Raw genomic sequence first — 17,909 nt, forward strand, 5'->3', positions numbered from 1 at the left:
GACACGTTCTCGCTGGGGAAGACTCGTTCGTATCGCCGCGGTGGCGGGCACCGCATTGACCCTCGCCGGACTCGCGACCCCGGCCAACGCGGCGGAGCGGCAGGTGTACGTCGCGATGGGTGACTCGTTCTCGGCCGGTTCCGTGGTCCTGCCGCAATCCGATCTGCTCACTTGCGCCCGCTCCGCGATCAACTACGCGGGCCTGCTGGCGAAGCAGATCGAGGTCGACGAACTGCGCGACGTCACCTGCGGCGCCGCGACCACGTCCCATTTCACCAACCCGCAGAAGGGCATCATCTCCGGCACCAACCCCCCGCAGTACGACGCGCTTTCGGCCGACACGACGCTGGTGACCGTGGGGATCGGCGGCAACGACATCGGACTGGTCGGGCTCGCCACGTCGTGTGTGAACCTGCTTCCGGTGGGTGCTTCGTGCAAGGCCGCCAACACCGCGGGCGGGGTGGACAAGTACGCGGCCAAGATCGACGCCTTCGCCGCGACCTACGGCATGGTCATCGAGCAGATCCGCCAGCGCGCCCCGCGGGCGAAGATCGTCATGGTCGGCTACCCGACCGGGATCAAGGGTGGCGGCTGCTGGCCGGTGGTCCCGGTGCTGCCGCAGGACGCCGACTACATCCAGGCCAACATCGACCGGCTCAACGCGCGGATGGCCGAGCAGTCCGCGGCGCACGGCGCGAGCTACGTCGACATCCGGACGCCGAGCATCGGTCACGACGCGTGTCAGCCGATCGGCGTCAAATGGATCGAAGGACTCATCCCGTCGGTGGTGAACAACAGCTTCGCGCCACTGCACCCGAACGCCGCCGGGCTCGCGGCCGTGGTGCCCAGCATCCGCAAGGTGCTCTAGGCCCGCCGCCGACGCCAGGAAAGGACCTTTCCTGGCAGAATTTGCAAGGAAAGGTCCTTTCCTGGCGCGCGTGGGGCGTGAGATCAGGCGGTCGGCGCCCAGTACAGGAGCCGGTTCGGCGAACCGGAGCCCGGGTTGGTCACCTTGTTCGGGGTGGCCGCGTTGATCAGCGCGGTGGCCACCTGCGCGGGCGTGGCGGTCTTGTTGTTCTGCAGGTAGCGGGCCGCGACGCCGACGACGTGCGGGGTCGCCATCGAGGTGCCGCTGATGGTGTTGGTCGCGGAGTCGCCGGTGCTCCACGACGAGGTGATGCTCGTACCCGGAGCGAAGATGTCCACGACCGAGCCGTAGTTGGAGAAGCTGGAGCGCGCGTCGGTGTTGGTGGACGAGCCGACGGTGATCGCCTGCGTCACGCGGGCGGGGGAGAAGCCCGAAGCGTTCTGGTTGGAATTACCGGCGGCAACGCCGTAGGTGACGCCCGCGGCGATCGACCGGCGGACGGCATCGTCGAGGGTGGTCGAGGCCCCGCCGCCGAGACTCATGTTGGCCGCGGCCGGCTTGACGTGGTTCTTGGTGACCCAGTCGATGCCCGCGATGACACCGGCGGTGGTGCCGCTGCCGGAATTGTTGAGGACGCGGACGCCGTAGACGGTGGCGCCCTTGGCGATGCCGTACTGCGAACCGGCGATGGTGCCCGCGACGTGGGTGCCGTGGCCGTTGCCGTCCTGGGCGACGGCGTCGTTGTCGACGAAGTCGTAGCCGTTGCGGGCGCGGCCGCCGAAGGTGGTGTGGCTGACCCGCAGGCCGGTGTCGATGACGTAGACGTTCACGCCGGCGCCGGTGGAGGTGTAGCTGTAGCGCTGGTCGAGCGGGAGGTTGCGCTGGTCGACGCGGTCGAGGCCCCAGGACGGCGGGTTGACCTGCGTCGCGGTCGCGTGGACGACCTGGTTCTGCTCGACGGTCACGACCGACGGGTCCGCGGCGAGCCGCTTGGCCTGCTTCTCCGACAGCGACGCGGAGAAGCCCTTGAGTGAGCCGCTGTAGACCTGCTCCACCTTCGCGCCGAAGCGGTTCGCCAGCGCGCCCACGACGCCGGTGTCCTTCAGCGTGACGATGTAGCTGTTCGGGATCGCTTCAGGTGATCCCGCGGCGAGGATCTGTCCTTCGGCGGCCTGTGCGGGAGCGGCGGTGACGCTGATCGCCACAGCGACCACGCCCGCCATTCCGGCACCGGTCAGCCAACGCGTTTGTCTCGTCTCTCGCATGTGTTCGTCCTGTCGTTTCGCAGGGGACCGGCCGGTCAAGACCACAGCGGCGGAAAAAGGCGGGTCAGCACGACCGCATGGGACGGCACCTGCCGAAGCCCACGAAGATCGAGGTTATTGAGCGCTTGACATGTCCGAATCGACTGAATGGGGCAGGGCCCGACCTTCGTCTGGCGTCCATTAGCGGCGGGGTGCCCTGCACGGAAAGTGCACCCCGGCCCCTCCGTACCCTGTATCGGGAACACCTGACGATCACCTGGAGTCCGAACCACCGTGCCAGCCACTTCGAGCCTGCGAGCCGACTGCGAGAACTGCTTCGGTCTGTGCTGTGTCGTCCCGGCCTTCGCGGCGTCGGCCGACTTCGCCATCACCAAACCGGCGGGCCAGGCCTGTCCGAACCTGCTCGCGGACTCCCGGTGCGGCATCCATGACAAGCTCCGCAAGACGGGTTTCACCGGCTGCACGGTCTACGACTGCTTCGGCGCGGGCCAGAAGGTCTCCCAGGTCACCTTCGACGGCGAAGACTGGCGGAAGGCGCCGAAGACGGCGAGGTCGATGTTCGCGGTGTTCCCGGTCATGCGGGATCTGCAGGAACTGCTCTACTACCTCACCGAGGCGGCCGCGCTGCCGACGTCCGCACCGATCCGCGGCGATCTGACCGAGATGATCGACCGGACCGAGCGGATGACCCTCGAGAAGTCCGACGTGCTGCGGAAACTGGACGTCCACACGCACCGGGGCGGCGTGAACGGCCTGCTGCTGCGCGCGAGCGAACTCGCCCGCGCCGAGGTGCCGGGAAAGAAGAAGGACCGGCGGGGTGCCGACCTCATCGGCGCGAAGCTCAAGGGCGCGAACCTGCGTGGCGCGCTTCTTCGCGGGGCGTACCTCATCGGCGCGGATCTGCGGGGCACAGACCTGCGCCAGGCCGACGTCATCGGGGCCGACCTGCGCGACGCCGATATCCGTGGCGCGGACCTCCGCGGCGCACTCTTCCTCATCCAGTCACAGCTGGACGCGGCCAAGGGCGACGCGACGACGAAGCTCCCGGAGTCGCTGTCCCACCCCGCGCACTGGTAGCCCTGACTCGCGTGCTCAGCCATGGGACACGCGTGCCTGGACCCCGCACTCGGGTGTCACGGCTTGGTCACCCCGCGTTTCGTCCTCTCGATGCGGTAGTTGGCATCACGAACCACCACTGTTAGAGGACGAAACGCGGGGTGGGGGTGCCCCAAAGTGCGCATCAGGTGAGCGGTTTACCTGGCAGACTCCAGCCCCATGCGTGCCGATCGCCTGGTGGCCACCCTTCTGTTGATGCAGGCCCGTGGCCGGGTCACGGCTGCCGAGCTGGCCGACGAACTCGAGATCTCGGTCGCCACGGCAAGACGTGACCTCGAAGCGCTGTCCGCGGCGGGTGTGCCGGTGTACCCGCAGCCGGGCCGGGGCGGCGGATGGTCGCTGATCGGCGGCGCGCGGACCGACCTCAGTGGACTGTCGGCCTCGGAGGCGCAGGCGTTGTTCCTGCTCGCCGGGCCGGCGGCGTCGATCTCGCCCGAGGTCAAATCCGCGCTGCGGAAACTGGTCCGCGCCCTGCCCGACACCTTCCGCGCCGACGCGGAGGCCGCCGCGGACGCGGTCGTCATCGACCCGTCGCGCTGGGGAGAACGGGAGAAGGAACGACCCGAACTGCTCGCCATCCTGCAGGCCGGGATCGTCCGCCGCCGCAAGGTTCGCTTCGACTACACCAAAAAGGGAGCCGCCCCGGTCGAGCGGCTGGTGGATCCGTGGGGACTCGTGGACAAGGACGACATCTGGTACCTCATCGCGGGTACGGAGAAGGGGCAACGGACCTTTCGTGTCGACCGCATGTCCGACGCCGAGGTGAGCGACCTGCCCGCCGCGCGCCCGGACGACTTCGAGTTGTCGAGGGCGTGGGAGCAGGTGGTCGATCAGGTCGAGCGGCGCCGGTCGGGACTGGACGCGACCGTGCTCATCGCCGAGCGGCACCTGCCGATCCTGCAAGACCACTTCGGGCGGCAGTCGGTCGTCGAGGAGACGCTCGACGACGGGCGCGTGCGAGTGACGGTGTCGGCCCCGGTGGCGTGGATGATCGCCCAGCAGCTCGCGGGCTGGGGTTCGATGATCGAAGTGCTGGGGCCGCCGTCGGTCCAGGAGGAACTCGCGCGGATCGGCGCGGAACTGGTCGAGCGCTACAGGGCGCCGGTGCGGTAACCCTGCGGACTGACGCCGTGTTCGCGTTTGAACGCGGTGCTGAGCGCGAACGAACTGCCGTAGCCGACCTGCCGGGCGACCGCGCCGATCGTGAGGTCGGGGTGCTGGCGCAGAAGATCCGCGGCGAGCGCGATCCGCCAGCTCGCGAGGTAGGCCATCGGGGTTTCGCCGACCGCGGCGGCGAACCGCCGGGCGAACGCGGCCCGCGAAACCCCGGTTTCCGCCGCGAGGCTCGCCACCGTCCACGGCTCGGAAGGCTTGTGCTGCACCAGTTTCAGCGCCCGCCCGACGACGGGGTCGCCATGCGCGCGGTACCAGGCCGGCGCCGAGGCGCCCGGCCGGTCGAACCAGGTCCGCAACGCGGCGACCAGCAGAAGATCGAGCACCCGGTCCAGGACGGCCTCCTGGCCCGGCGAATCCTTGACGATCTCCCCGGCGAGCAGCGGCACGAGCGGGTTCTCCCAGTCCTCGTCCCGCACGACCAGCAGTGATGGCAGCGCGTTGAGCAGCCGCCTGCTGATCTCGCCTTCGAGCGGATAGGTACCGGTCAGCAGTACGACAGGGCCGCCCGGGTCGCTGCCCCAGGTCCGGACACCGAGGTCGGACAGCTCGGTGAGGTGCCGCCCGTCCGGGGCCAGACATTCCTGTCCCGGCAGGATCATCGCCTGCGGCGGGGTGGCCGGGTCGTCCGCGACGAGGTACGGGTCGGGGCCGCGGGCGATGGCGATGTCGCCGGTGCCGAGCCGGACGGCGTCCCCGTGATCGGGCACGACCCAGGACTCGCCGCGCACCTGGGCCATCACCGTCAGCGGTGCCTTGTCCTCGACGCGCAGTGACCATGGTGGGGTCATGACCGACTTCAGCAGGAACGCGCCGCGGGCGCGGGGTCCGTCGAGCAGACCGGCGAGGGGATCCATGCCACGGAGTGTAGACGATAAAACATGGAACAGATCCTTTGAACTATGTCGAGTCTCATTCGGAGACGCTTGACTAGGGGCATGACAGAGACGAAGAACATCGAGACGGTCCTGGTCCTCGGGGCGACGGGCAAGACCGGGCGCCGGGTGGCACAGCGGCTGACCGACCGGGGAATCCAGGTCCGCAAGGCGTCGCGGCCGGGCTTCGACTGGGACGACCGGTCGACCTGGACCGCGGCGGTCACCGGAGTCAGCGCGGCCTACCTGACCTATTACCCCGACCTCGCCTTCCCCGGCGCGGCCGAAGCGATCCGCGACTTCTCGAAACTGGCCGTGGAACACGGTGTGCGACGGCTGGTCCTGCTGTCCGGCCGTGGCGAGGAAGAAGCCGTGGTCAGCGAGCAGGGTGTGCGGGACTCCGGTGCCGAGTGGACGGTCGTGCGGTCCAGCTGGTTCGCGCAGAACTTCAGCGAGCACTTCCTGCTCGAGCCGGTGCTCGCCGGCGAGATCGTGCTGCCCGCCGGGCAGGTGACCGAGCCCTTCATCGACGTCGAGGACATCGTCGACGTCGTGGTGACGGCGCTCACCACCGACGGGCACCACGGCCGGGTGTACGAGCTGACCGGACCCCGGTTGCTGAGTTTCACGGACGTGGCGGCGGAAATCGGTGCGGCTGTGGGGCGGGATGTCCGGTACGTTCCGGTTTCCGCCGCGGAGTTCGCGGCGGGCGCGGCCGAGCAGGGCGTGCCGGAGGAGGAGATCGAGGGCCTGACCGACCTGTTCACGCGGATCCTCGACGGCCGGAACGAAACGCTCACCGGGGACGTCGAGAAGGTGCTGGGCAGGCCCGCGAGGGACTTCTCCGCGTACGCCGCGAAGGCCGCGGCCACTGGGGTCTGGAATCGATGAACCGAGCGATGCTCGGAAGGAAGGCGACCGGAATGTCGACGCTGAGCGAGATCGCCCTGATCGCGGCAGTCATCACCGCGGGGTTGATCGCGGGCTTGTTCTACGCCTACACCTGCTCGGTGATGCCGGGACTGGCGCGGGCCGACGCCCGGACGTATGTGACCGGCATGCGGGAGATCAACATCGCGATCCTCAACGGCTGGTTCGCGCTCAGCTTCGGCGGCGCGCCACTGCTCGCCGCGGTGGCCGCGGCACTGCACTTCCGGTCCGAGCTGCGGTCCGCGCTGCCATGGCTCATCGCGGGTTTCGTCCTGCTGCTGGTGATGCTGATCGTGACCATGGCGATCAACGTGCCGCTGAACAACGCGCTCGAAGCAGGCTTCGACGGCGACAACACCGACTTCGAAGCGTTGCGGGCGAAATTCGAAGGCGTCTGGGAACGGTGGAACCTGGTCCGGACCCTGGCCGCGATCGGCGGCTTCGGCGCTCTGGTGGGCGGGCTGATCGTGCACGCCCGCGGCTGATCCTTCGCCCCCGCACGTGTCATGAGGGGTCCCCAGAGGACGAATTCCGTCCCATGGGGACCCCTCATGACATCGCGGGTCTCAACCGCCGGAAGTCACCGGACGAGCCCTTCGAGCGCGGGAACGATCTTCTCTGGCGGCGGGTAGGCGAGGAGTTCGTCCCGCAGCCGCCCGGCCGCGTCCCGGTAGGACGGTTCGGCCAGCACCGAGGACACGGCGTCGCGGATGTCCGACGGCGTCAGCCCGATGACGTCGAACACCACGCCGAGGCCGAGCGCGGTGACGCGGTCGCCGTTGTGCGGCTGGTCGGCGCCCATCGGCAGCAGGACCATCGGCAGTCCGTGTGCGATCGCGCCGAGCAGGCTGCCCGAGCCTCCGTGGGTGACGGCCGCGTCGCAGTACGGGAGGATTTCGTCCTGCGGCAGGTATTTCGCGAGGTGGATGTGCTCCGGCTGCGGTCCGAACTCGGCGGGGTCGATGAGGTTTCCGACGGTCACCACGCAGGTCGCGTCGACCTCGCGCAGTCCGGCGAGCACCCGGGCGAACAGGTCACCGGATTCGGTGTTGAAGATCGTGCCGAGGGTGAAGTAGACCGACGGGCGGCCCTCGACGTGCCAGCCCGGCGCCGGGCCGCGACCGGACATGGGGGTGTGGAAGGACCGGGCGGTCGGCGGCAGCGGAAACCGGGGATCGCGGAAGCTCTCGGGAAACGGGCTGAGCACGAGATGACGGTGGGCCGGCTCCAGCTTCCGTTGCGGGGGAAGACCGTAGGCGGCGCGGACCTCGTTGAGCGGCTCGTCGACCAGATCGGGCCGGATGAGCACGCCGGCGGCGATGACCAGGACGGTCACATGGGGAAGCCCGAGTTTCTCGGCGGCGATCATCGGACCGTGATCGGCCTCGTCGCACACCAGGAGATCCGGTGCCCAGTCTCGGCACAGTGTCAGGACGTCCTCGGCGCGGCGGGGCGCGGTGCGGCGGATGAAGCCGTCACGGAGGTCCGCGTCCTCGCGATCCCTGTCGACGGGGAGCAGCGGTCGGCGTTCGCCCTCGCTGCCGAGGTTCGGACCCGAGGGGAACGCGGTGAAACCGGCCGCCTCCACGATCGGGACCATCAGTGGCTCGCCGGTGAAGGCGATCGTGTGGCCCGCGGCGGCGAGCGCGCGGGCGATCGGGACGAGCGGCCGGAAATGGCCGTTGCCGCCGGCGAAGGTGAACAGGACACGCACGCGGTCGACCCTATCGGCGGGACCGACGGTTTTCCCGGCGTTGCCCCGCTTCCCATGCGGGCGGGCAGCGCTACCCTGCTGCGGTGATCGATACGGACGCCGACGAGGTCCGGCTGTGCGCGCTGGAAGGCTGCGAGAATCCTTTGCCCCCGCCCGCGGTGGACGCCGAGGGGAAACGCAAGGGCGGCCGGCCTTCCGCCTACTGCGGTAAGACACACGCCGACGCCGCGTCGCGGGCCCGGCGGGCCGCCGCGGTGGCGAGTGTGGCCGATCCGCTGCTCGAGGTCCGCCGGATCGCCGACGAGTTCACCCCGGCGGCCGCCTCGCTCGTGGAACTGCTGGACGCGATGCGCTCGCGGTTCGACGACGCCGCCGCGGCGGCACTGGGCCGGGTCACCGAAGCGGAGGCCGAGGCGGCCACGGCCCGGCGCGAGGCCGAGGACGCCCAGCAGGCGGCGGCCAAGGCCGATGCGGCGCGCGCGACGGCGCTGGCGTCCTCCCGCGACGACAAGATGGCCAAGGCGAAGGCGGAACGCACCGCCGAACAGGCATTGAAGGACGCGGAGGAGACCCGCCAGCGTTCGTGGGCCGAGGTCGCGGCACACGAACGGGCCCGTGGCGCTGCGGAAGCCGCAACCGTCGCCGCGGAACGCGCCCGCGACGCGCTGGTTTCCGATCTCCGGACGCTGCGCGAGGACTTCGCGGCCGTGCGAGCGGAAAAGACCCGGCTGACGTCGGAGCTGGTTGAGCGCGACACCGCGCTGGCACGTGCGGTGGCCGAACTCGAAGCCTTGCTGGACCGGCTCGACGAGGCGAAGGCCAGGGCGACCGTGTCCGAAAAGGACTGTGCCGCGGCACGGGCGGAATCCGCCGCGCTCCGAGGCGATCTGGACCGCGTCCGCGCCGAGCTCGCGCAGGAGCACACCGCCCGCAGCCTCGCCGAAGCCCGGGCGACGGCGCTGGCCGAAGAAGTGGAGCGCGCACAGGCCCGTGCCGCCGCCGACCAGGCACGCTACGACGACGTCGTCCGTCAGCTGGCCGAACTCGCCCGTCCACCGGTCGTCGAAGAAGCGGCCACCCCTTCGCCCGAATCGCCGGTGGAGGCTTCCGAGGTCCCGTAGAGTGCCGCGGAGCGGCTGGCTGGACGCGTCGGACGTCCAGCGCGAGAACCGGAAGTCGTTCCTGACCATCTGCACTTCCGACCCGAAGTGACGTAGCGGAGCCGAACATGGACACGCCGGATGGCCCTGCCCGCACGAGCGCGTCGCGGACGGTGTTCCGACGCTTCGTGCTCGGCGCTTTCGTCTGCGTCGCCGCGGTGATCGTGCTGCTCGCCGGCCGCGTGGTGCTCAGCGCGACCGGTTCGTCCTCCGATCCGCACGGCTACGGGATGTTCGCGGGAATCCTGTTCACGGCGGTCCTGACCCCGGTCGCGCTGGCACTGTGGCTGCTCTACCGCTCACTGCGCCGACGCGGCAGGTGACCTGGATCAGGAGGGCGGTTGCCGCTCCGGCCCGCGTGCGGCGCCGTTCACCAGCTGTTCGACCCCGTCCAGGATCCGCGCCAGCCCGAACCGGAAGGTGTACAGCGGCGCGCTCGCCGAACCATGTGCCTCCCCGGCCGCCTGGCCGACCCGGGCCGCCAGCGGGAAGAGCCCCGCGTCGGCCTCGGGAATCTCCGCGAGCACCGGAGCGCTGGCCGTCCACCACTCCAGGTCCGTCATCCCGGACCGCCGTACGAGACTCGCCGATTCGACCGAGCCCCGCGCGATGCCTTGGACGAACCCGTTCACCATCGCCACCACGGCGTCCATCTCCAGATCGGTGAGCCCGATCGCGTCGAGGGCGCTCAGCTCGCGTTCGTGCTTGGCAAAGGTGTGCGGGCCGAGGGGGAGACGGCTGGTGATGAGCTGCAGCATCCACGGATGCCGGTGGTACATCTCCCAGGCGTCCTCGGCGAGGATCGTCATCGTGACCCGCCAGTCATGGCTCGGCGGCGGATCGGTCAGCTCACCGTGCACCCGGTCCATCATCAGGTCGAGCAGCTCGGCGCGGCTGGGGATGTAGGTGTAGAGGGACATGGGGGAGACGCCGAGCCGTTCCGCACCCCGCCGGACCGACAGCGCCGCGATCCCCTCGGAGTCGGCGAGTGCGATCGCGGCGGTGACGATCTCCTCGACGGTCAGCTTCGGCTTGGGACCGCGCCGGAGTTTGTCCCGTACGCCCCAGAGCAGCTCGATGGTCCGCCGTGGATCGCCCGTGCCGGTGTGGTCCGCGTACGTCATCCCTGTTCTCTCTACGGTGTACGGAGTTTGTGTTATCCTGAACTGTACACCGTACAGAGATTGGGGCTGAGTGACGTCTCGCGACGGTTTCGACAGTGTCGTGTTCGAACCGAAGAACCCCCCTCGGACCAGCGGATTCGTCTTCTGGAACGCCGACGGGGACACACCGGGGGCCGAGGAGGTGACGGTCGCCCTTCCCGAGCTCAAGACGGTGCCCTGCGTACGGCTCCCGATGGCCGAGGCGCTCCCCGTCCTGCTGCGGTCGGGTGGGAGTGACGACGCCTCCGCGCGTTTCTGGAGCACCGCGGCCGTGGCGGCGCTGAAGCTCGCCGAGGCGGGCCGCCTGCTCCCCGGCATCACCGAGTCCGATGTGGACGCCTGGCGCGCGGGTCCGCTGGAACCCGCCGACGCCGCGTGGTTGCGGACGCTGTCCGAGGCGATGCCGCCGCGGGCACGGGCGATCCCGGAGGAGGGGAACCTCCTTCCGGCGAGATATCCGCTGTTACGCGCGTTCCTCGACGCCGTGGCCGACACCCTTCCCCGGACCGCCGCGGCCGCGCAGGCGACCGGCGTCAAGGCCTTCGCCGCCCCGCCGTCGCACCGTGTCCCGCAGCTGCGGGACTGGGCGGCCGAGGTCGCGGCCGGACTCGATTCCGGGGTCCGGGTCTCGGTGCGGATCGAAGCGCCCGGCGACGACTTCGCGGACGGCCGCTTCACCGGCGTGGTCCAGGTACACAGCCTCGCCGACCCCGGCGTCCTGACCGACGCCGCCGCCTTGTGGGCCGGTGACGACCGCTTCGGCCCGAGGGCCCGCATCGACGTGATGCTGGCGCTGCGCCGCGCGGCCCAGGTGTGGCCGCCACTCGAACCACTGCTCAGCGCGGCGGTCCCGGACGAGATCGGACTCGGCGACGCCGACATCACCGAACTCCTCACCACCGGCGCGCCCTTGCTCGCCACCGCGGGGATCGACGTCCACTGGCCAGCCGGGCTCGCCCGCGACCTGAGTGCGAAGGCCGTCGTCGGCGGCGGTGACGCGCCACCGGACGACCTTCCGTCCTTCTTCGCCGGCGGGAAACTGCTGGAGTTCGACTGGCAGCTCGCGCTCGGCGGCGCCCCGCTCACCGCGGCCGAGATGGACGCGCTCGCCGAGGCGCACCGTCCCGTCGTGCGGCTGCGGGACCAGTGGGTCCTCGTGGACCCGGCGCTGGCGGCGAAAGCACGGGATCGCGCACTCAAACCGCTCACCCCCATCGACGCGCTCGGCGCCGCCTTGAGCGGGACCGCCGAGATCGACGGCGAACGCGTCGACGTCCTCACCGACGGCTGGCTCACCGCCCTGCGGGAACGGCTGCTGGCCCCGCCCGAACCACAGGCACCACCACCGGGCTTGGCCGCGACCCTGCGCGACTACCAGCTGCGCGGCCTGCAATGGCTCACCGCCATGACCTCGATCGGGCTCGGTGGTTGCCTCGCCGACGACATGGGCCTCGGCAAGACGATCACCCTGATCTCCCTGCATCTGCACCGCGCGCAGGGCCCGACGCTGGTCGTCTGCCCCGCCTCCCTGCTGGGCAATTGGGAACGCGAGATCACCCGGTTCGCCCCCGGCGTGCCGGTGCGGCGGTTCCACGGCACGGAGCGGTCACTCGAGGGCCTCGACGACGGCTTCGTGCTCACGACCTACGGGACACTGCGCGTCGACCCGGAACCACTGGGAAGCGTCCACTGGGGACTGCTGGTCGCCGACGAGGCCCAGCACGTGAAGAACCACCGCTCCGGCACGGCGAAGGCGTTGCGGACGCTGACGTCGTCGGCGCGGGTGGCGTTGACGGGCACGCCGGTGGAGAACAATCTTTCCGAGCTGTGGGCGATCCTCGACTGGACCACTCCCGGTCTCCTCGGCACCATGGCCGACTTCCGCCGGGTGTGGGCGAAACCGGTCGAGGCCGGAAAGGACCCCGACGCGGCGGAACGGCTGTCCCGGCTGGTCCGTCCCTTCCTGCTGCGGCGCCGTAAATCCGATCCGGGGATCGCGCCGGAGCTGCCTGCCAAGACCGAGACCGACCGGCCGGTGACGCTCACCGCCGAGCAGACCGCGCTGTACGAGGCGACGGTGCGCGAACTGATGGCCGAGATCTCCGTCAGCGAGGGCATCGCGCGCCGCGGCCGGATCGTCAAGCTGCTCACCGGCCTCAAGCAGATCTGCAACCACCCCGCGCAGTACCTCAAAGAACCCGCGGACGCGGTGCTCGACGGCCGGTCCGGCAAACTCGAACTGCTCGACGAGCTGCTGGGCACGATCCTCGCCGAGGACGGCGCGGTGCTGGTGTTCACCCAGTACGTCGCGATGGCGCGGCTGCTGGAACGCCATCTCGCGCAGCGGGGGATCGGCACCCAGCTGCTGCACGGCGGCACGCCGGTGCCCAAACGCGAGAACCTCGTGCGCCGGTTCCAGGCCGGTGAGGTGCCGGTGTTCCTGTTGTCGCTCAAGGCCGCGGGCACCGGGCTCAACCTCACCCGCGCCGATCACGTCGTGCACTACGACCGCTGGTGGAATCCGGCGGTGGAGGATCAGGCGACCGACCGTGCCTACCGGATCGGGCAGACGCGCCCGGTGCAGGTGCACCGGCTCATCGCCGAAGGCACCGTCGAGGACCGCATCGCGGCGATGTTGCGGGAGAAACGCGCCCTGGCCGACGCGGTGCTCACCGGCGGCGAGGCCGCCCTGACCGAATTGACCGACGCGGAATTGGCCGATCTGGTCGAGTTGAGGAGTCGCCGATGAGTACGCCCGACGATCGCGTCCGCGGGTTCCCCGCCTTCGGGCGGCAGGGTGGCCACGGCCAGTTCGCCCGCTCGTGGTGGGGCCGCGCGTGGATCAGCGCGATGGAGGACACCGCACTGGACCTGCGGCAGCTCAAACAGGGCCGCAAGTACGCCGCGGCGGGCCGGGTCGGCCCGATCACGGTCAGCCCCGGCCGCATCGCCGCCGTGGTCGACGACCAGGAAGGCCAGTACCGCACCGAGGTCCGCCTCGCGGAACTGACCGACGACGACTGGGATCGGTTCCTCGATCGGGTCGCCTCCCGGGCCGGGCACCTCGCCGCGCTGCTGGACCGGGACATGCCACACGATCTCGTCGAGGCCGCCGACGACGCCGGGGTGCACCTGCTGCCCGGGATCGGCGACCTCGACCCGGACTGCGACTGCCCCGGCTGGGAGCTGCCGTGCCGTCACGCCGCGGCGCTGTCGTTCCAGGTCTCGTGGCTGCTCGACGCCGATCCCTTCGTCCTGTTGCTGATGCGCGGCAAGGGAGAGCGGGAACTCCTCGACGAGCTGCAGCGGCGCAACGCACCGCGGTTCGTGCGCACCGGGGACGACGGCACCACACCGGAGCGTGCCTACGCCGACGAACCTGGCCCGTTGCCCGACCTCGCCGAGTTCGCTCCGACGCCAGGCCCGACCGTGCCCGGCGCCCCCGGTATCCCGGCGGAGGCCTTCAGTCTGCTGGTCGCCAACGCCGGCCAGGTGGCCGGTGCGCTGCTGACATCACAGCCGAAACTCACCCGCAAGCAGGACGCTGTCCGCCTCGCCGCCGCCCATCCGGAGGTCGCCGAGCGGTTGCGTCCGGCCGGAAGCGGTGAGGACTTCGATCGCGCGGTCCTCGCGTGGCGGCACGGCGGCCGGGCCGGTCTCGAAGTCCTGGAGACCGCGTGGACACCGCCGTCACAGGCCATCGGCCGGGCCAGGGCGGCCTTCACCGATGTGGTGGACGAACCCGGCCAAGTCCTCGACATCGAGCGCAACCACTGCGCCGTCCGCGGCACCGGCGTGCAGATCCGGCTGGGGAAGGACGGGCGCTGGTACCCGTACCGGGATCAGTGGCCTGCCGGTCCGCCCGAGGCCGATCCCGGCGTGCTGTTCGCCGCGTTGCTCGGCTGATCCCACTGCCGTCCTCGCCGCAGCTCGTGCAGGTGCGGCGAGGACAGGTGGAGCACCCGGTACCGGATCTCATCCGATTCCGGCGCCCGGTCACGCCACAAGCTGTAGCGCACCACCTGCCAGGTGTGGGGATCGACGGCCAGCGCTCCCGAGTGCGCGCCGTCCTGTCGCAAATGCTCCCGAAGCCCGTCGAGAGCCTCACCCAGGAACGCCACCGGGTCGGTTTCCGCGGGAATCCGCGTGACGTGCTTTCCCGCCGCGACCGGAGGAGTGCCGAAAGCGGACCCCTCTTCGAAGCCGAGCACGGTCCAGTGCCGCACCGCGGGACGCCCGAAGGATTCGACGATACCGCTGAACGGACCCCCGAACAGGAACGCGTTCATTCCGGCCTCGTCGTGCCAGAGGTAGAAGGGGGAGTACTGGTTCAGCGTCGAGCCGTCGACGCCGCGCTCGCGGATCCCGTACACCTTCAGCCCCAGGCCGGCGAAGTCGTCGAGCAGGTGCCCGCGCGTGGTGACGCGTTCGCGGATGACGCCCATGTCGTAGTCGGCGGGCAGGGTGATCTCGTACTGCATCGCATGCATGCCGTACATACTAGTAGGTACAGAACGCGGGCAGGGGACTCCGCTCCGATCCCGCCGGTGGAAACTTCACCGCCCCCGGCGAAGTACGTTATTTCTTGCTGAGCCGCACGATTCCTTCACCGTCGCGGACCGCGACCACCACGATCACCTGCCGGTTGATCCGGTGGACCATCCCCGCCGGACCGGCCACCGCCTCGCCCATCCCACCGGACGCGGGGGCGAGCCCCACCTTCCCCGCCTGGACGGAGACCGACAGCGGCCCCGCGCCGCCGTCGTTGGGAATCTGGTCGCCCGTCTTGACGAGGACCTCGCACGTCCCGTCGGCGCACGCTCTCAGATTCCGGTCGTCCTCCGCGACGAACGGTGTCCCGGGCGGGGCCGCGACGTCCATCATCGGCACGTTCTCCGCGGAAGGTCTCGAACTCGTGGCGGAGAAGATCGGCGTCGGCTCAGCCGTCGCGCAACCGGCGGCGAGCAGCACCACGGGGACCAGGAACAGGCATCTTCGGCGATCGACCATGACCGACGAACGTAGCCGACACACGAACGTCTGGATGCACCCGAATTCCGCAATCGTGCGGCTGTTCGCAGTGCCCGGCGGCGGTCCGACCGGGGGAACGGGCCGGACCGGCGCGCCACGTGGTCATCCGGGCACCGAGCGTCGTGAGTGTTGACGAGGGTTATTGAGGAGAAGGTCGAACGTGTCGTGGTTGTGAATGGGTTTGTTCGCCGGGGTGGCGGGCAGGGCGAAGGCGTGACTCGCGTGCTCAGAGACGGGACTCGCGTGCCTGGATCCCGCACTCGGGTCTTACGCCTCCAAGCACACGAGATCCGGCTCCGGGCACACGAGATCCGTCTTTGAGCACGCGAGTGCGGTGCCACGTCGCCCAGGCCCCATCCCGCCCGAACGACCCAAATCACTCACGACCCATCAAACCTCCGCACGGGCGACGATCGCCCGGGTATCCACTCCGGACGGAAGGGTTCCGAACGCGACACCCCAGTCGCCACCCAGCCGCGACGCGCAGAACGCGTCGGCCACCGCCGTCGCACCGTGGCGCACCAGCAACGAGCCCTGCAACACCAGCGCCATCGACTCGACCAGCCGCCGCGCCCGGTACTCGATGTCCGACAGGTCGGACAACTCCTTGCGCAGCCCGCCCACCGCGTCGTCCAGCCGCGCGTCGGCACCGGCGGCCTGCTCGACCTCCGTGAAGTACGCCGCCACCGACTCCGGCTGCTTGGCCATCGCCCGCAACGCGTCCAGCGCCGCGACGTTGCCCGAACCCTCCCAGATCGACATCAGCGGAGCCTCACGGTAGAGCCGCGGCATCCCCGACTCCTCGACGTACCCGTTCCCGCCGAGGCATTCCAGCGCCTCCGCCGCGTGCGATGGACCGCGTTTGCACACCCAGTATTTCGTCACCGCGAGCCCCAGCCGCCGGAACGCCTGTTCCTGCTCGTCATCCGGCCGGTCGGTGGCTGCCGCCAGCCGCATCCCCACTGTCGTCGCCGCCTCGGACTCCACGACGAGATCCGCCAGCACGTTGCCCATCAGCGGCTGATCCACCAGGTTCGCCCCGAACGCGCGACGATGCCGAGCGTGGTGGAGGGCCCGCACCGCGCCGTACCGCATGCCCGAAGCGCTCCCGACCGCGCAGTCCAGCCGGGTGTTGTTCACCATCTCGATGATGGTGCGCACCCCGCGGCCCTCCTCGCCGATCAGCCAGCCGATCGCGTCGTCGTACTCGATCTCCGACGACGCGTTGGACCGGTTGCCCAGCTTGTCCTTCAGCCGCTGCAACCGGATCCCGTTGCGCGAGCCGTCGGGCAGGACACGGGGGAGGAGGAAGCACGACAGCCCACCCGGCGCCTGCGCCAGCGTCAGGAACATGTCCGACATCGGCGCCGAGGTGAACCACTTGTGCCCGACGATCACATAGCTGCCGTCACCGATCGGCCGCGCCGTGGTCGTGTTCGCCCGGACATCGGAACCGCCCTGTTTCTCCGTCATCGACATCCCGGCGATCAGCCCGCGCTTCGTGCTCGGCTCACGCAGCCCGAAGTCGTACTCCGTCGAGGCCAGCAACGGCTCGTACCGCTCGGCGAGCTCCGGATTGAACCGCAACGCCGGAACCGCCGCGTAGGTCATCGAAATCGGGCACGTGTGCCCGGCGTCGACCTGGCCCCAGACGTACATCTTCGCCGCCCGCGCCGCGTGCGCGCCCGGCCGGGAATCCCGCCACGGCGCCGCGTGCAGCCCATGGGAGACCGCGACGTCCATCAGCTCGTGCCAATACGGATGGAACTCGACCTCGTCGATCCGGTTCCCGACCCGGTCGTGCGTCCGCAGCACCGGTTCGTTCTCGTTGACCAGCCTGCCCCACTCCTGCGCCTGCTCACTCCCGGCCAGCCTGCCGAGAGCGTGCACCTCGGCCACCGCCCAGCCCGCGTCCGCCCGCTCCAACCCCTCCAGCAACGCCGGATCCGCGGCGACGTCGTACTCCGCCAGCGGCGGGACCTGGTTGGTGACCTCATGAGTGACCGGCATCGGAACCTCCCAAAGAACGCAGGACGAAAGTGCGCAGCCCGGACACGTCGTCCGCACCGCCGGTGGTCAACGGGCCGATCAGTACCTCGGCCGCCGCGCCGACGAGCGCCGCCGCGGTGACCTCGGTGTCCTGGGCGGGCAGCACCCCGGAACGGACGCCATCGGACACGTGGTGGGCCACCACATCGCGGAACGCGCGCCGGAACACCAGCCGCTCGGCCTCGATCGGCGCGTCGACAGGCTCGGCCAGCAGCGCGTAGGCCATCCGCGGGGTCTTCAGCGCGCGGCTCGCGAAGGTGTCGAAGACCGCCACGATCCGCTCCTGCGGCGTGCCAGGTGTTTCCGACACCGCCCGCACCGCCTCGACCTCACGCGTCACGACCTTGCGGAACAGCTCCACCACCAACGCGGCCTTGGTGGGGAAGTGGCGGTACACGCTCCCGACCGCCACCCCCGCCCGCTCCGCGACCGCCGACACCGAACACCCGGCGTACCCGCGCTCGGCCAACTGCTCCATGGCGGCGGCGAGGAGAGCGTCGCGCTGGGCGTCCAGACGCTCCTGGACCTTCGGTGTACGGCGATACGGCACTCAAGAAGTGAAGCA

General features: G+C 70.1%; 17 protein-coding genes. 9 read left to right on the plus strand and 8 right to left on the minus strand.

Features of this window, described 5'->3' with window-relative positions:
• Positions 1-40: 40 nt before the first annotated feature.
• Positions 41-868, plus strand: coding sequence for an SGNH/GDSL hydrolase family protein (locus ACZ54P_RS35775; protein ID WP_465466108.1), 828 nt, complete (start codon positions 41-43; stop codon positions 866-868).
• Positions 869-951: 83 nt separating this feature from the next.
• On the opposite strand, the gene ACZ54P_RS35780 is transcribed toward ACZ54P_RS35775, so the two are convergent.
• Positions 952-2,133, minus strand: a complete 1,182-nt coding sequence (locus ACZ54P_RS35780) for a S8 family peptidase (RefSeq protein ID WP_465466041.1) — start codon at positions 2,131-2,133, stop codon at positions 952-954.
• Positions 2,134-2,406: 273 nt separating this feature from the next.
• Here ACZ54P_RS35780 and ACZ54P_RS35785 point away from each other — a divergent pair, with 273 nt between their 5' ends.
• Entirely contained in the window at positions 2,407-3,210 is an 804-nt protein-coding gene (locus tag ACZ54P_RS35785) for a pentapeptide repeat-containing protein (RefSeq protein ID WP_465466042.1), read from the plus strand.
• A 198-nt stretch (positions 3,211-3,408) separates the two neighbouring features.
• The gene (locus ACZ54P_RS35790; protein ID WP_465466043.1) at positions 3,409-4,362 is read left to right on the plus strand and encodes a helix-turn-helix transcriptional regulator; all 954 of its coding nucleotides are present in this window, start codon (positions 3,409-3,411) and stop codon (positions 4,360-4,362) included.
• Here the strand turns inward: ACZ54P_RS35790 and ACZ54P_RS35795 are convergent.
• Complete coding sequence (locus ACZ54P_RS35795; protein WP_465466044.1) at positions 4,341-5,279, minus strand: AraC family transcriptional regulator; 939 nt, start codon at positions 5,277-5,279, stop codon at positions 4,341-4,343. The two genes, ACZ54P_RS35790 and ACZ54P_RS35795, sit on opposite strands and share 22 nt — an antisense overlap.
• A gap of 81 nt (positions 5,280-5,360) precedes the next feature.
• Between ACZ54P_RS35795 and ACZ54P_RS35800 the strand changes: the two genes are divergently transcribed.
• Together ACZ54P_RS35800 and ACZ54P_RS35805 are read left to right on the plus strand one after the other, a co-directional pair.
• Positions 5,361-6,188, plus strand: coding sequence for a Rossmann-fold NAD(P)-binding domain-containing protein (locus tag ACZ54P_RS35800; RefSeq protein ID WP_465466045.1), 828 nt, complete (start codon positions 5,361-5,363; stop codon positions 6,186-6,188).
• Between the two features lie 32 nt (positions 6,189-6,220).
• On the plus strand, positions 6,221-6,712 hold the full coding sequence (locus ACZ54P_RS35805) for an anthrone oxygenase family protein (protein WP_465466046.1): 492 nt from the start codon (positions 6,221-6,223) through the stop codon (positions 6,710-6,712).
• 95 nt (positions 6,713-6,807) lie between these two features.
• Here ACZ54P_RS35805 and ACZ54P_RS35810 read toward each other — a convergent pair whose 3' ends face one another.
• Positions 6,808-7,941, minus strand: a complete 1,134-nt coding sequence (locus tag ACZ54P_RS35810) for a glycosyltransferase (RefSeq protein ID WP_465466047.1) — start codon at positions 7,939-7,941, stop codon at positions 6,808-6,810.
• Positions 7,942-8,024: 83 nt separating this feature from the next.
• On the opposite strand from ACZ54P_RS35810, the gene ACZ54P_RS35815 reads away from it, so the two are divergent.
• Positions 8,025-9,062 (plus strand): hypothetical protein, encoded by a 1,038-nt coding sequence (locus ACZ54P_RS35815; protein ID WP_465466048.1) that lies wholly within the window; start codon positions 8,025-8,027, stop codon positions 9,060-9,062.
• Between the two features lie 107 nt (positions 9,063-9,169).
• Positions 9,170-9,424, plus strand: coding sequence for a hypothetical protein (locus tag ACZ54P_RS35820; RefSeq protein WP_465466049.1), 255 nt, complete (start codon positions 9,170-9,172; stop codon positions 9,422-9,424).
• A gap of 6 nt (positions 9,425-9,430) precedes the next feature.
• Here ACZ54P_RS35820 and ACZ54P_RS35825 read toward each other — a convergent pair whose 3' ends face one another.
• On the minus strand, positions 9,431-10,225 hold the full coding sequence (locus ACZ54P_RS35825; RefSeq protein WP_465466050.1) for a TetR/AcrR family transcriptional regulator: 795 nt from the start codon (positions 10,223-10,225) through the stop codon (positions 9,431-9,433).
• Positions 10,226-10,295: 70 nt separating this feature from the next.
• On the opposite strand from ACZ54P_RS35825, the gene ACZ54P_RS35830 reads away from it, so the two are divergent.
• Both ACZ54P_RS35830 and ACZ54P_RS35835 read left to right on the plus strand, forming a co-directional pair.
• Positions 10,296-13,013, plus strand: a complete 2,718-nt coding sequence (locus tag ACZ54P_RS35830; protein WP_465466051.1) for an SNF2-related protein — start codon at positions 10,296-10,298, stop codon at positions 13,011-13,013.
• On the plus strand, positions 13,010-14,170 hold the full coding sequence (locus ACZ54P_RS35835) for an SWIM zinc finger family protein (protein WP_465466052.1): 1,161 nt from the start codon (positions 13,010-13,012) through the stop codon (positions 14,168-14,170). The genes ACZ54P_RS35830 and ACZ54P_RS35835 overlap by 4 nt, the downstream gene beginning before the upstream one ends.
• Here ACZ54P_RS35835 and ACZ54P_RS35840 read toward each other — a convergent pair.
• From ACZ54P_RS35840 to ACZ54P_RS35855, 4 genes are all read right to left on the minus strand, one after another.
• Entirely contained in the window at positions 14,107-14,754 is a 648-nt protein-coding gene (locus ACZ54P_RS35840; protein WP_465466053.1) for a DUF4865 family protein, read from the minus strand. The two genes, ACZ54P_RS35835 and ACZ54P_RS35840, sit on opposite strands and share 64 nt — an antisense overlap.
• A gap of 88 nt (positions 14,755-14,842) precedes the next feature.
• A complete protein-coding gene (locus ACZ54P_RS35845; protein WP_465466054.1) occupies positions 14,843-15,274 on the minus strand; it encodes a hypothetical protein in 432 nt (143 codons plus the stop codon).
• A gap of 411 nt (positions 15,275-15,685) precedes the next feature.
• Positions 15,686-17,305: an acyl-CoA dehydrogenase family protein gene (locus ACZ54P_RS35850; protein WP_465466055.1), complete on the minus strand. Its 1,620-nt coding sequence runs from the start codon at positions 17,303-17,305 to the stop codon at positions 15,686-15,688.
• Positions 17,289-17,894 carry a TetR/AcrR family transcriptional regulator gene (locus ACZ54P_RS35855; protein ID WP_465466056.1) on the minus strand — a complete coding sequence of 202 codons (606 nt, stop codon included), beginning with the start codon at positions 17,892-17,894 and terminating at the stop codon, positions 17,289-17,291. The genes ACZ54P_RS35850 and ACZ54P_RS35855 overlap by 17 nt, the downstream gene beginning before the upstream one ends.
• Positions 17,895-17,909 lie beyond the last annotated feature (15 nt).

Source organism: Amycolatopsis sp. NPDC034160, from assembly GCF_055575355.1.

Coding starts and splice junctions, on each gene's coding strand:
- ACZ54P_RS35840 (WP_465466053.1), bottom strand. CDS start 14,754: ATGCATGCGATGCAGTACGAGATCACCCTGCCCGCCGACTACGACATG.
- ACZ54P_RS35780 (WP_465466041.1), bottom strand. CDS start 2,133: ATGCGAGAGACGAGACAAACGCGTTGGCTGACCGGTGCCGGAATGGCG.
- ACZ54P_RS35790 (WP_465466043.1), top strand. CDS start 3,409: ATGCGTGCCGATCGCCTGGTGGCCACCCTTCTGTTGATGCAGGCCCGT.
- ACZ54P_RS35850 (WP_465466055.1), bottom strand. CDS start 17,305: ATGCCGGTCACTCATGAGGTCACCAACCAGGTCCCGCCGCTGGCGGAG.
- ACZ54P_RS35845 (WP_465466054.1), bottom strand. CDS start 15,274: ATGGTCGATCGCCGAAGATGCCTGTTCCTGGTCCCCGTGGTGCTGCTC.
- ACZ54P_RS35805 (WP_465466046.1), top strand. CDS start 6,221: ATGTCGACGCTGAGCGAGATCGCCCTGATCGCGGCAGTCATCACCGCG.
- ACZ54P_RS35820 (WP_465466049.1), top strand. CDS start 9,170: ATGGACACGCCGGATGGCCCTGCCCGCACGAGCGCGTCGCGGACGGTG.
- ACZ54P_RS35835 (WP_465466052.1), top strand. CDS start 13,010: ATGAGTACGCCCGACGATCGCGTCCGCGGGTTCCCCGCCTTCGGGCGG.
- ACZ54P_RS35795 (WP_465466044.1), bottom strand. CDS start 5,279: ATGGATCCCCTCGCCGGTCTGCTCGACGGACCCCGCGCCCGCGGCGCG.
- ACZ54P_RS35800 (WP_465466045.1), top strand. CDS start 5,361: ATGACAGAGACGAAGAACATCGAGACGGTCCTGGTCCTCGGGGCGACG.
- ACZ54P_RS35825 (WP_465466050.1), bottom strand. CDS start 10,225: ATGACGTACGCGGACCACACCGGCACGGGCGATCCACGGCGGACCATC.